Source organism: Pseudomonas sp. 15C (assembly GCF_055484735.1).
Map to the genome: position 1 here is coordinate 1 of NZ_JBUDGD010000015.1, position 12,478 is coordinate 12,478.

General features: G+C 60.6%; 10 protein-coding genes. 5 read left to right on the forward strand and 5 right to left on the reverse strand.

The window, feature by feature from the left end; genetic code table 11:
* Positions 1–98 precede the first annotated feature (98 nt).
* The 3 genes from ACYYKW_RS10450 to ACYYKW_RS10460 form a co-directional block, all read right to left on the reverse strand.
* Entirely contained in the window at positions 99–473 is a 375-nt protein-coding gene (locus ACYYKW_RS10450) for a DUF6124 family protein (protein ID WP_464990071.1), read from the reverse strand.
* 523 nt (positions 474–996) lie between these two features.
* Positions 997–3,408 carry a glucose/quinate/shikimate family membrane-bound PQQ-dependent dehydrogenase gene (locus ACYYKW_RS10455; protein WP_090285963.1) on the reverse strand — a complete coding sequence of 804 codons (2,412 nt, stop codon included), beginning with the start codon at positions 3,406–3,408 and terminating at the stop codon, positions 997–999.
* A 217-nt stretch (positions 3,409–3,625) separates the two neighbouring features.
* Positions 3,626–4,987 (reverse strand): carbohydrate porin, encoded by a 1,362-nt coding sequence (locus ACYYKW_RS10460; protein WP_464990072.1) that lies wholly within the window; start codon positions 4,985–4,987, stop codon positions 3,626–3,628.
* A gap of 301 nt (positions 4,988–5,288) precedes the next feature.
* On the opposite strand from ACYYKW_RS10460, the gene ACYYKW_RS10465 reads away from it, so the two are divergent.
* Complete coding sequence (locus ACYYKW_RS10465; RefSeq protein ID WP_090285959.1) at positions 5,289–5,519, forward strand: VF530 family protein; 231 nt, start codon at positions 5,289–5,291, stop codon at positions 5,517–5,519.
* 1 nt (position 5,520) lies between these two features.
* Complete coding sequence (locus ACYYKW_RS10470; protein WP_464990073.1) at positions 5,521–6,159, forward strand: Pr6Pr family membrane protein; 639 nt, start codon at positions 5,521–5,523, stop codon at positions 6,157–6,159.
* 87 nt (positions 6,160–6,246) lie between these two features.
* On the opposite strand, the gene ACYYKW_RS10475 is transcribed toward ACYYKW_RS10470, so the two are convergent.
* Both ACYYKW_RS10475 and ACYYKW_RS10480 read right to left on the reverse strand, forming a co-directional pair.
* A complete protein-coding gene (locus ACYYKW_RS10475) occupies positions 6,247–7,035 on the reverse strand; it encodes a siderophore-interacting protein (RefSeq protein ID WP_464990074.1) in 789 nt (262 codons plus the stop codon).
* Positions 7,032–7,607 carry a PadR family transcriptional regulator gene (locus ACYYKW_RS10480; protein WP_464990075.1) on the reverse strand — a complete coding sequence of 192 codons (576 nt, stop codon included), beginning with the start codon at positions 7,605–7,607 and terminating at the stop codon, positions 7,032–7,034. The genes ACYYKW_RS10475 and ACYYKW_RS10480 overlap by 4 nt, the downstream gene beginning before the upstream one ends.
* Before the next feature lie 509 nt (positions 7,608–8,116).
* Here ACYYKW_RS10480 and ACYYKW_RS10485 point away from each other — a divergent pair.
* The 3 genes from ACYYKW_RS10485 to ACYYKW_RS10495 all read left to right on the forward strand — a co-directional run bounded on the left by ACYYKW_RS10485 (position 8,117) and on the right by ACYYKW_RS10495 (position 12,462).
* Entirely contained in the window at positions 8,117–8,608 is a 492-nt protein-coding gene (locus ACYYKW_RS10485; protein WP_093098665.1) for a CS1 type fimbrial major subunit, read from the forward strand.
* 112 nt (positions 8,609–8,720) lie between these two features.
* Positions 8,721–11,243, forward strand: coding sequence for a CS1-pili formation C-terminal domain-containing protein (locus tag ACYYKW_RS10490; RefSeq protein WP_464990076.1), 2,523 nt, complete (start codon positions 8,721–8,723; stop codon positions 11,241–11,243).
* Positions 11,244–11,247: 4 nt separating this feature from the next.
* Positions 11,248–12,462 carry a hypothetical protein gene (locus ACYYKW_RS10495; RefSeq protein WP_464990077.1) on the forward strand — a complete coding sequence of 405 codons (1,215 nt, stop codon included), beginning with the start codon at positions 11,248–11,250 and terminating at the stop codon, positions 12,460–12,462.
* The last annotated feature ends 16 nt before the right edge of the window (positions 12,463–12,478 follow it).

Below are 12,478 nucleotides of genomic sequence, written 5' to 3' on the forward strand. Positions count from 1 at the left end.
AAATGTGTGTTCGACTCGGTTTTCACGTCGACGTAGCTCTCGCATCCACCCCGGTCAGTCCCCTCTCCCTCCGGGAGAGGGTTAGGGTGAGGGGCTTTTCAGCTGGGTGTTGGTGTTTGGTGGATTTCGTGGTTATCCAGCACGCGGTTCACGGCCAGTTCCGCCAGCATGATGATCTGCTGGATCGCCAGTATGGTCCGGCGTTGCGGCAGGTCGATGTAGGCGGCGATGTCGCTGGTCATCAGGCTGGCCTGGGCCAGGGATTCGCAGGCGTGGACCAGCAGGCTTTCGCTGTCCTGATCGGGGGCGACCTGGAACATGGTGCTGGGTTTGTGAAAGCGCAGGGTCAGGGCGTTGGGTTTGAGGTAGTGGTCGAGGGCGCGGTCGGCGGCTTCGTGGAATTTCTTGGAATCGGGGGATTCGTATGGCGAGGTGTCATCGGTTTCTGGCGGATTGGGGGTCGGTTTTTTCATTGTGAAGCTCCGAATGATAAATGGGGCTGTCACTCTCAATCACCGCGACGCGACAGAGGGTGGCAGCTGTACGCGGGTTCGCGGACCGAGCCATTCGGCAATCTCGGCATACCCGAAGGTATCCCGCGCACAGCCACCATCAAACCAGACAGAAAGCACCGGGGCGCTTCGGTTGGGGTTGGCGATTATGCATCAAATCGAATGAACAGCCCGGGCCGCGACGCCCGTTCGCTGAATTTGCAGCGACGCTAAGAGCCTATCCAGCCGATTTCCGAGGCACAACCGACGCGATGTGTCGGAAAACTCTCGCTCACAACGTGCTTCTGTAGGACGAACACCGTCCTTTGTAGGAGTGAGCCTGCTCGCGATGGCGGTAAATCAGTCACCGGGATGTTGAATGTCATACCGCCATCGCGAGCAGGCTCACTCCTACAGGTTTTGTGGGGGATTCAAAAAACTGGCGTGCACAAAAAAGGCGATGTCCCTCACGAGACATCGCCTTCATTTTTACCGCGGCTAACGCTTATTCCGGCAGTTTGTACGCAATGATGTAGTCACCCATCTTGGTACCCAGCGAGCCATGACCGCCGACAACCAGCAGGACGTATTGCTTGCCGTCCTTGCCGGTATAGGTCATCGGGGTCGCTTGACCACCGGCTGGCAGACGCGATTTCCACAACTCTTTACCGGAGTTGACATCGTACGCGCGCAGGTACTGGTCGAGGGTGCCGCTGAGGAAGCCGACGCCGCCAGCGGTGACGATCGAGCCGCCCATGCTTGGCACGCCGAGGGTGAAGCCGATCGGGATGGGCGAGCTGTCGCGGCTGGTGCCGTTCTTGCGTTTCCACACGACTTTGCCGGTGGTCAGGTCGATACCGGCGACGTAGCCCCAGGCCGGGGCCTGGCACGGTACGCCCAGTGGCGACATGAACGGGTGCATGATCACGGCGTAAGGCGCGCCGGTGTTTGGCTGCACGCCCGAGGTTTCGCTTTCGCGTTTGCTGCCGGCTTCGACTTGCTCGCGCGGCACCATTTTCGACACGAAGGCCATGTAGTTCGGGCTGGTGAACAGCATCTGGCGAACCGGGTCGACCGAAACGCCACCCCAGTTGAACACGCCGACGTTACCCGGATAGATCAGGCTGCCCTGTTCCGATGGCGGGGTGTATTGGCCTTCGTAACGCAGTTCCTTGAACTGGATGCGGCACAGCATCTGGTCGAATGGGGTCGCGCCCCACATGGCTTTTTCGTTCAGTTCCGGGGCCAGCAGGTTGAGGTCCGAGCGGGCCTGGGTCGGTGCAGTGTGGTCGCCTTTGACAGCGCCTTGCGGGACCGGGATTTCCTGGATCGGGATGATCGGCGTGCCGTCACGACGGTCGAGGACGTACAGGCTGCCCTGTTTGGTCGGGGCGATCAGCGCCGGTTTCACGCCTTCGGCGGTTTTCATGTCGAGCAGGGTTGGCTGGCTGCCCACGTCCATGTCCCACAGGTCGTGGTGGGTGAACTGGTAGTTCCAGCGCACTTTGCCGGTGGCCAGATCCAGCGCAACGACGCCAGCGCTGAACTTCTCGGCGCCCGGGGTGCGGTTGCCGCCCCATTGGTCCGGGGTCTGGTTGCCCAGTGGCAGGTAAACCATGCCGAGTTTTTCGTCGACACTGGCCAGCGACCACATGTTCGCCGAGTTGCGGCTGTAGGTTTCGCCTGGGGCCAGAGGCTCGGTGGCGTCTGGCTTGTCGCTGTCCCAGTTCCATACGAGGTGACCGTCGCGCACGTCAAAGGCGCGGATCACGCCGGATGGCTCGTTGGTCGACTCGTTGTCAGTAACGTGACCGCCCATGATCACCAGATCACGGGTAATTGCCGCCGGCGAGGTGGAGTAGTAGCCACCGGCGGTGAACGGGCCGATGCCTTGGGTCAGGTCGACCACGCCGTTGGTGCCGAAGCCTTCGCAGATCTTGCCGGTGTCGGCGTTCAGTGCGATCAGGCGGGCATCCGCGGTTGGCAGGTAGAGGCGACGCGGGCAGGCCTGGGCAACGGCCTGGCCGGCGGCGGAGATGACCGCGGAGCTGGCGTTTTCCGACTTGGCGTAAGCGGCTTCGTCGTAGTACGAAACGCCACGGCATGTCATGTGCGCAAAGCCTTTGAAGCCGACCGGGCTCTTGATCTGCGGGTCGAAGCGCCACAGCTCTTTACCGGTGTCCGGGTCCAGCGCCAGCACTTTGCTGTGCGCGGTGCACGCGTAGATCATGCCGTTGGCTTTGAGCGGGGTGTTTTCGTTGGTCAGCTCGACCGGGTCATCCTTGGTTGGCAGATCGCCGGTCTGGATGCGCCAGGCTTCCTGCAGCTTGCCGACGTTGGCCGGGGTGATCTGCTTGAGCGGCGAGTAACGGTCACCGAATTCGGTGCGACCGTAGGCCTGCCAGTCGCCGTCCGGCATGGCCGGTGCGGTGCTGGTCGTGCCGGCGGTTTCGCGGCCCAGTTCGCCGAAGGTTTCGCCCGGATGGGTGAACAGGCTGGCCAAAGCGGTAACGCCGGCCAGGATCACCGCGACGGTCAGACCGCCGGTGCCCATTTTCGCCGGGCCGTTGAGCAGCAGCGGACGGCGGAACCACGGCAGCAACATCACGAAACCGAGGACAAACCACAGCGCCAGACGCGGCACCAGTTGCCACCAGTCCAGACCGACTTCCCACAGCGCCCAGACGGTGCTGGCGAACAGGACGATGGCGTACAGGCCCAGCGCCGCACGACGACGCATCAGCAGCAGAATGCCGCTCAAGGCGATGCCGATACCGGCCAGCAGGTAGTACAGCGAGCCGCCAAGCGTGCTCAGCTTGATTCCCCCGGCCAGCATGGCCAGGCCCATCAGTAGAAGCAGGATGCCGAGCAGGGCGGGTAGCAGCCGCCCCCGGCTCGAAGCACTTTCGGTGCTCATAGTGTGATTCTCCGTGACGTTTATGTAGTCCCGCGCTGTAGTCACTTTAGATGACGATTTGGCGCAGGCATGGTTCAGATAAAAACTTGTTCGGCTAACGAAATGCATTTGTGTAGGAGTGAGCCTGCTCGCGATAGCGGTTTTTCAGTCACTGGAGAGGTCGCCTGGAACACCGCTATCGCGAGCAGGCTCACTCCTACAGGAGGTTGCGTATTCTTTAGAACGACGACTGGATCTTGATCCCGCCGATCAGGGCGTCGTCGACGTCGTTCACGCCACCGGGGTGGCGGATGTATTGCAGGTTCGGGCGTACGGTCAGCCAGTTCGTCACGTGCACGCCGTAGTACAGCTCGGCGCTGTATTCGGTGTCTTGCGGTGGCAAAAAGGACGGATCGTCGTAGTCATACACGGCGTTGGCGCGGTTGCTCGCTTCGGCGTTCTTGCGATAGGCCGGGTTGACGTGCACACGGGCCAGGGCGAAACCGATGTCGTCCCTGGCGCGCGCGTCGAACGGGCCTTTGTAGGTGAGGCCGGCCTGCACGTAGTTGTCGATCGCGTTGGTTTTCTTGTCGTGCATCGTCGCGTTGGCGAACACGCTCAGGCCGCGGCTGTTATCGCTGGCCACGCTGGTGATCTGCTGCTGGAGGCCCAGCCACACGCCGTGTTTGCTCGACGCACTGCGATAGGCTGCGCCGCTCAGGGCCGCTGGTCGGTCGTTCTGGTCTTTGTAAACGTCCGAAGCCTTGGCATTGCTGTAGTAATAACCGGCACGGTATTCGCCCGGCAGGCCGTTGAGCTTCGGCGTCCACACCAGTTCGATCGGCAGGATCGCCCCTTGGGTGCCGCTGCCGCTGAGTTTGAAGCCGTTGCCGCGATCAAGGTTGGACGGATTCTGCTCGTACGCGCCGACCTGTGCGTACAGCTCCGGCGTCAGGTGGTATTTGACCCGCAGCGCCCATTGGCTGACCGGCCAGTTGTACCAGATGCCGCCGACCCAGTTGCCGACCTGCGAGCCACAGAACGCCAGGTTCTGGAAATCGCAGGGGAAGCTGTTGAAGTCTTCGCCTTCGCCGAAACGGCCGACCTTGATGTCGAGCTTCTGGTCGAAGAATTTCTGCTGATACCACATTTGCGTCAGCCGGGTGGTCTGGCCACGGCCCCAGACTTCCTGAGCGGAAGTGAAACCACCGACCCGTGGATCGTTGATGCGGTCGTTGCTGATGTTGTTGCCGCTGCGTTTGGTAATGGTCAGCTGAAACTCGGCGGCGTCCCAGCCGAGGATCTTCTGCAGGTCCAGGTGCGTGCCGAGGCCGAACTGGTCGCTGTAACGCGCGGTGCGGTCATGGTCGTAGCCGCCGTGCAGGTTGCTGCCCATTTCGCCGGTGTAGTCGAGTTTGAAGTCGTAGCCTTTTTCCGCGAGTTCGGTGCGCGTGCCGTTCCAGTCACCGAGCATGTACGGTGATTCACTGTCGAACGCAGGCGCCGCTTGCGCGCAAGTGGCGAGGCCCAGCGCAGTGCAGCCGCCAAGGATGCGCAACGTGGAGATAGCGCTGTCTCGGGAGAAGGAAAAATCAGCCATGGATAAGTCTTTTTTTGATGTTTTGGGAGTGCAATTTCGGCGCTTCAAAATGACGCAGGCAGTGAAGCGATTCAGCGGAAGGGCGGCAGGATAATGATCTGTAACAAATTGAGAAAGGGCTTTTGCAGACATGCAGCGTTTCGGATTCGGTAACAGTGCGGCAAACGGGCGCATCGTCGCCCGCTCGCCGGCCCGCGATGTTCTCGGGTTGACCTACATTTACAGTCAGGCCTTTCACCCGATCCCCCCCTCGGCTAAGGTGCGCGGCTTTACGCATTTTCACTTCGCTCGAAGGCCTGGCATGAACGAACCAACCCCTGATCCGCTGCACGGCGTGACCCTTGAACAGATCCTCAACGCGCTGGTGACCCACTACGAATGGTCGGGCCTGGCCGAGCGGATCGATATCCGTTGTTTCAAGAGCGATCCGAGCATCAAGTCGAGCCTGACATTCCTGCGCAAAACCCCGTGGGCGCGGGAGAAGGTCGAACGTCTTTACGTCAAGCTGATGCGCACCAAGCGACCGCTTTGAGATGGACGCAATCTGGCGTCAGCGCCTGATCACCTGCGCCGCTGTTTTGGGCTGGGCCGGATTGGGCATTCAGCTGTACCTGATCTTCTTCGCCCGTTTGAACGTCGGCGCGAGCCTGCTTGGCGGGCTGGTGAGCTTCTTCAGTTACTTCACGGTACTGACCAATACACTGGTGGCGACGGTGCTGACCTGTGCCGTCACACCGCGTGAATCGGCAGCGCAGCGCTGGTTTCTGCGGCCATGGGTGAGCAGCGGGGTGGCGGTGAGCATCGCCGTGGTCGGCCTCGCCTACAGCATTTTGCTGCGACATCTGTGGCATCCCGAAGGCTGGCAATTCATCGCTGACGAATTGCTCCACGACGTGATGCCGCTGCTGTTTCTCGCGTATTGGTGGTACTGCGTTCCCAAGGGCACGTTGCGCTTGTGGCATTTGCCGCTGTGGCTGATCTATCCGCTGGTGTATTTCATCTACGCCTTGCTGCGCGGGCATCAGCTCGGCGCGTATGCGTATCCGTTCATTGATGTGGCGGTGCTGGGTTATCCACAGGTGTTTATCAATGCCGGGGGGATATTGGTGGGGTTTGTGCTGATTGGCCTGTTGGTGATCAGCCTGGATCGACGACGTTCAATGCAGGCGTGAGCCTGCTCGCGATGGCGGTGTGTCAGTCAACAGAAATACTGAATGTCAGACCGCTATCGCGAGCAGGCTCACTCCTGCAAGGCGGTCTCATTCCTCCTCGGGAGTGGCTTCGGCACGCCAGTAGCCGGCGGCCTTGATGAACTGCTCATCGAGCCCGTGCTCATCGATCAACACCCGGCGAATCTGCCGTGAGACTTTCGTTTCGGTCGCGACCCACGCATACAGATTGCCCTTGGGCACCTGCAGTTGTTTGACGGTGGTCAGCAGGTTGTCCTTGCCGCCCTCGCGCAACACCCAGATCACATTGACCTGCGCGGCGCTTTCCAGCCGCTGCTGCTCGGCGCCGTTTTCCACTTCCACCACCACCAGCGCCTTGCGATTGGCCGCCAGGCCTTCGAGGCGGCGGGCGATGGCGGGCAGGGCGGTTTCATCGCCAATCAGCAGGTAGCTGTCAAACATGTCCGGCACGATCATCGAGCCACGCGGGCCGCCGATGTGCAGAAACTGGCCGGGTTGCGCCTGCTCGGCCCACGTCGAGGCAGGGCCGTCGCCGTGCAGGACGAAGTCGATGTCCAGCTCCATTTTTTCCAGGTCGTAGCGACGCGGGGTGTAGTCGCGCATTTCCGGTTTTGGTCCGTTGTCCTTGGCGGCGCCGAGTTCCATATTTTCCAGCGCTGCTGCTTGCTCGGCGTTCTGCGGAAACAGCAATTTCACGTGATCATCGGTGCCCAGGCTGATGAAACCCGCCAGCTCCGGCCCGCCGAGGGTGATGCGGCGCATGCGCGGCGTCAGGTCGACCACGCGCAACACTTGCAGCTTGCGACGTTTGATTTCATGCATGACGCGGTGAATGGTCTGGGTATCGACGGCGGTCATTCGGCAGTCTCCGAGGGAGGTCGAGCGGCGGGGCCGTCGACGATGGCTTTGGCGGTGTTGTTGAGCAGGTCGCGCACACGCAGGATTTCTTCCGCGCTCCAGCGTCCGTGGTGCATTTGCAGAGCGTGGCGCAGGTTGTGCACCGCCTCGTGGATTTCCGGCGGCCGGTCGTGACCGCGCAGCGAGCGTTTGCTGACCTCGATGCGCATGCGTACGCCGTCCAGCGCCACCGCTTGTTCCTCAAGCGAGATACGCCCGGCGTCGGTGACGCTGTAGCGTTTCTTGCCGCCCTCGGCGTCGCCGCTGATCAGTTCGCTTTCTTCGAGAAAGGTCAGGGTCGGGTAGATCACCCCGGGGCTCGGGCTGTAGGCGCCGTCGAACATGCTTTCGATCTGGCGGATCAGGTCGTAGCCGTGGCACGGCTGTTCGGCGACCAGCGCCAGCAGCAGCAATTTCAGATCACCGGGGGCGAATACTCGTGGGCCGCGGCCACCGCGTTCGCGGCCGGGGCGACGGTCGAAGCCGTCACGGGGCTCACCGTGTTCGCGGTGGGGTGAATGATGGTCTCTCATTTCAGTCTTCTCTCGTCGTGTTTAGATACAACGTAAGATATATCTTAACGAGGGTGCAAGACGTTTTTTCTCTGCGGTCTGCGTGGCTGACGAGCGGCAGGCGCCAGCGAAACGCAAGCACAGAAATCACGCAAGCGGAGCCACGCGCAATGACCGGAAAGTTAAAGTCATGGCTCTAGTTGTTGTAGAGTATAAGTTCTAAAAGTTGCGAAGTTACTGCCGGGGCGGGGCGAAGTTGCTGTATGGTTTTTTAACTAAAACTGTTTGTAGGGCATCGCTTACAGTTACTGTTTCGAATATCGCTATTTAGCTGTTTTTTCTTGCAGGTCATAGGGTTGTTTAACTACGAGGTTGTCGGAAGTTGCCTGCTTACTTTCCAGAGTCGACAGCCGATGATGCGCCCACATTGAAAGTTCAAGTTGATCTGGCTCAACTCGAGCGACGACTCGAGCAGTGTCTGCTTGAACTTTCAATGTTCATCCCCCTATCAAGCAAACAGGTACATAACGATGTTCAAGAAACTTGCAATCGCCGCTCCACTGGCTCTCCTGGCAATGACCTCCACTGGCGCATTCGCCGCCGGCGAAGCGTCGCACTCGATCAGCCTTGTCGCGCATGTGCCGACCAACGGTTTCTACGTCGTGCCGACTGACCCGGATCTGGTCAACAAGGACCAGGACATGAGCTACCAGCCGACTACCGGCAAAATGGCCGACGTCAATGGTTTCTTCGACGTGCGTAACAACAACGGTTCGGTACACGCCAGCCTCGAAAGTGCACCAAAACTGGTGTCCGGCAGTACCTCGATCGACCTGCAGGTCATGCTTAACAACAAGGAACTGACCCTGACCCCGCAAATGGTCGTCGGTGAAGCCGAGTCTGACGTCAACTACCGTGCACCGCTGAAAATTTCTGCCAAGGGCAGCAACTTCCAGCCGGGCGATTACACAGGTTCCGTGGCAATGATCTTCGACGCTGTGCCACCGGTCGGCGGCAACTGATCGACTGATCAGGTTCATAGCGCTCGCTTTCACGCGTGGCGTCAACCGACGGGGCAGGCAGCGATGTGTGCCCCGCCGGACTTTCATTGTCAGTAAACCAGAGTACGAGTTCATGTTCCCGATGACCCCCATCGCGGCTGCGCTTGCGCTGTTGTTTTGTGCCAGCGCAGCCGTCGCATCCAACACCGCCGGTACCACGCCACGCAGTCTGCTGGCGCAGGCCAAAGGCCTGCCAGCGGATTTCGAGGAGCATTTCTTTGATGTGCCGCTGGCGGTGCGGGTCGAAGTCGACCAGCAGCCGCTGGGCGAAGCCATGGTGGTGTTGTCCCGCGATGATCGCATCACCCTCCTCGAATTCACCGACACCAGTGAAAACCGTTTCGGCCCGTCCGAGCGGGAAAAGTGGGCCAGTTATCTCAAGCCCGGCGTGCCCTTGGGTGGGTGCAGCGGTTCCTGCCCGGATCAGTTTCTGGCCGTGCACTACAACCTGGAAGACTCACTGGTTTCGATTGTCACCGAAAACGCCGAACGCGACGTTGAGGCCAAGCGTTATTTCGAGCAACCCAGCGGCGGCAGCAGCGGCCTGATGGTGCGTAACCAGCTCAACCTCAACGGTGGTCAGGATCAGGACCTCGGTGGGCGTTTCGGCCTTGAAGCCAGCGCGAGCCTGGGCAACTGGAGCCAGACCCTCAACCTGCAAATGGCCCGTCTCGGCGGCCCGGACGACAAGCTTTATCACGCCGTGCATGAACTGCACACCCAGCGCGAACTGCAAGGCAGTTTCTTCCGCCTGGGCTATTTCACCCCCAATTCCGAAGGGCTGACGCGCCAACCGCGTACGTTCGGCACCAGCCCTGACACCGCTGTCGGCGTGATGTATGGCAGCTCCGACAGTCTGGCCATCAATAGCCCGATGCCCAGCGTGTACCCGATCTACGTCACCGCCAACCGCCAGGGTTCGGTAGAGATCTGGCGCGACGGCCTGCTGATCAACACGCAATCAGTACCGGCCGGGTTGCAGACCCTCGACACCCGGCCATTGCCCGGCGGTATCTACGAAGTGGAAGTGCGTCTGATCGAAGACGGCCAGATCACTTCGACCACCCAGGAGCTGGTGTACAAGCCCAGCAACTGGCGCAACCTCGACGAGCGCTGGCGCTACAACCTGTTCGCCGGCGAAGAAAGCAAACTGCTGAGCAACTGGGACACGCAATCGAGCGGCAGTCCGACCGCCGGCGCGGCGGTGAACTACTTGCTGCATCCGCGGGTGATTGTCGGCGCATCGGCGCGGCAGATTCGCGAAAAACTGCAGTACGGCACCTCGATCGACTGGACATTGGCCAATCATGTCAGCCTCTACGCCAACGTCTACAAGACCGAGGATTACGGCACCGGACTCGATCTGCAGAGCCTGTACAACTACGGTGCCGGCAGCATTGTCGTCAGCCACAACCGCAGCTGGCTCGACACCACCAACACCTATGACACCTTGCCCGATGGCACACGGATTCGCCCGCGTAACGTGTTCATCGGCCAGACCAGCAATTCCTCGCTGGCGCTCAATCATCGGGTCAGCAGCAAGAGTTCAGTCAACGCTCGAGTGGCGCACAGTGAGGGCAATGTCGAGGGCTTGGGCATCGATCTCGGCTGGACCCAGCGCACCACGCTGTTGGGCAGTGACGCCAGTTGGCGTTTGTCGATTTTCGATCGGCCGGGCAGCTACAGCAGTGGCGATGCGCGCAATCGTGGCGTCGACCTGAGCATCAACCTGGCGCTCGGTGCGCCCGGCCAGCAGATCACCGGCAGCATCGGCTCGCGCACCGCCCGCGATGGCCAGCGCGACAACAACGCTTCGCTCGGCTGGCGCAAGGATTTCAAGGATCACGTGCTGCAAAGCGTATCGGTCACCGCGCTCACCGACACCTATGGTCTGGGCATGTCCGGCCTGACCAACTTCCGCACCGATGCGGTCAACGGCGACGCGTTTGTCCAGCGCTCCTCGTACAACGGCAATTACACCGGCGGCCTCAACGTCGACAGCACGCTGGTGATCGGCGGCGAAAAAATGCTCCTGACCAGCCAGAGCGAAGTGCGCGGCGCCGGGCTGATCGTCGACGTCGAGTCGGACATCGACGATATCGTCCTGCGCGCCGATGACTACAGCGGCGGCGGTGCGGCGTTGAAGCCGGGGCGCAATTTCATTCCGATCACGGCGTACCAGAACAGCTCGGTGAGTTTCGACTTCGAAGGCAACAACGTCCCGGCGGCAACGATCGAGCCGGCACGTACCCGTTATCACCTGAACAAGGGCGGCGTCGAGTACCGCAAGGTGCGCGTGATGAAAACCTTCACCGTGCTCGGTCGACTGGTCAATGCCCAGGGCCAACCGCTCAAGGGGCACCACGTGATCAACCACGCCAGCCGTGGCGTGACCGAAGTCGACGGGTTCTTTTCGATGGAAATGAATGCCGGCTCGCCGACTCTGGAAGTGCGTCAGGGCAATCAGTTGCTGTGCCAGTTCCGTCTCAACGAGGCAGACCATCGCAGCGAGAACGACGTGCTGATGATCGGGGATTTGCGTTGCACGCCGGATACGTTGGCGGATGTCACGACCACTGAACAGAAGGCAGGTTGATCCCATGAAGATAATGACCACCGGTTGCGCTTTGGCGCTGGCGTTGAGCGCGTTCCCGGTACAGGCCGTGAATCAGGAAATTCGTGCGATGTTCCAGCCCGATCCTGCGCAGCCGTCGAAGAACCTGTTCGTCAACCAGACGCCCAACAGCGGGTATTGCTTGAATTTCCCCCCACAGTGCGCCGCCAACAACATGTTCAGCATTGAACTGCCGGTCCGTTATCAATCTACTCGCGCAATCATGCCGGGGGACGATGTCTCGCTGCGTGCACCTGCGGGCTGGCGACAGTTGACGGTGACCAATATGGATACTCAGGAAACGGAAGTCGTTGAACTGCGGGTAACCGGCATCGGCTCCCGATTTGTGCTGGGCGATACCGTGAAGAACCTGACGGGGGTCGAGCAACCCACAGGCCATGACATTCTCTGGACTTCCCAGTCTGGCTGGCTTTACGCCCCGGCGCCTTGCCTGGGCTCGGGCCTGGCGAGTTACAGCGACGTTGCCTATCGTTTTTTCTGGCGCACGCCAGTTGAAGCTGCGTGCACCAAGACGGCGGCTTTTCGCATTCCCTCAATGGACTACGAGACAATCGACTTCGCCTACGAGCTGAAAACGCCCAACCCGTTGGGCATGACTAGCGGCCTGTACACCGGTTCTCTCAACTACACGATGGGCCCCGGCGGCGACTTCGATATGGGCGCAGCGTTTCAGTCCGACGACAGCAACCTGACCCTTGATTTCGTCCTCGATGTGCAGCACACCCTGAAAGTCGACATTCCACCCGGAGGCAACAACGTCACGCTGGAGCCCGAAGGCGGCTGGGCACCGTGGATAAACAGCGGACGCAAGCCCAACAGGATCTTTCGCGACCAGCCGTTTCACATTTCGGCGTCGTCACGCTTCAAGGTCATGATGCTGTGCAGTTCGCAAGGGGGCAACACCTGCAACCTGGGCAGCACGGAGGGTAACTCTACAGAGGTGGAGGTGTTCATGACCTTGCCGCCAGGCATCACCCATGCCGGCGGCCTTGAGGTCAAGCGGCTTCCCCTGCGTTTCAACGACTGGATCGGGCCGTTTCAGCCAGGCCTTTATCTGGACCGCAAGCCCGGTGCGATCCATTTCGAAATGACGCGGTTTGCCATCGATTTTCTCCTCAGACCCGGCGTCAACGACCGCTTGCGTGGCAATGTCACCATTATCTGGGATTCGGAAGCATGAGCCTTTCAGTCCGTAT

What these genes read in the sequence shown, in the direction of transcription:
- ACYYKW_RS10485 (WP_093098665.1), top strand. Translation starts at nt 8,117, where the DNA reads ATGTTCAAGAAACTTGCAATCGCCGCTCCACTGGCTCTCCTGGCAATG.
- ACYYKW_RS10465 (WP_090285959.1), top strand. Translation starts at nt 5,289, where the DNA reads ATGAACGAACCAACCCCTGATCCGCTGCACGGCGTGACCCTTGAACAG.
- ACYYKW_RS10470 (WP_464990073.1), top strand. Translation starts at nt 5,521, where the DNA reads ATGGACGCAATCTGGCGTCAGCGCCTGATCACCTGCGCCGCTGTTTTG.
- ACYYKW_RS10480 (WP_464990075.1), bottom strand. Translation starts at nt 7,607, where the DNA reads ATGAGAGACCATCATTCACCCCACCGCGAACACGGTGAGCCCCGTGAC.
- ACYYKW_RS10490 (WP_464990076.1), top strand. Translation starts at nt 8,721, where the DNA reads ATGTTCCCGATGACCCCCATCGCGGCTGCGCTTGCGCTGTTGTTTTGT.
- ACYYKW_RS10455 (WP_090285963.1), bottom strand. Translation starts at nt 3,408, where the DNA reads ATGAGCACCGAAAGTGCTTCGAGCCGGGGGCGGCTGCTACCCGCCCTG.
- ACYYKW_RS10460 (WP_464990072.1), bottom strand. Translation starts at nt 4,987, where the DNA reads ATGGCTGATTTTTCCTTCTCCCGAGACAGCGCTATCTCCACGTTGCGC.
- ACYYKW_RS10450 (WP_464990071.1), bottom strand. Translation starts at nt 473, where the DNA reads ATGAAAAAACCGACCCCCAATCCGCCAGAAACCGATGACACCTCGCCA.
- ACYYKW_RS10495 (WP_464990077.1), top strand. Translation starts at nt 11,248, where the DNA reads ATGAAGATAATGACCACCGGTTGCGCTTTGGCGCTGGCGTTGAGCGCG.
- ACYYKW_RS10475 (WP_464990074.1), bottom strand. Translation starts at nt 7,035, where the DNA reads ATGACCGCCGTCGATACCCAGACCATTCACCGCGTCATGCATGAAATC.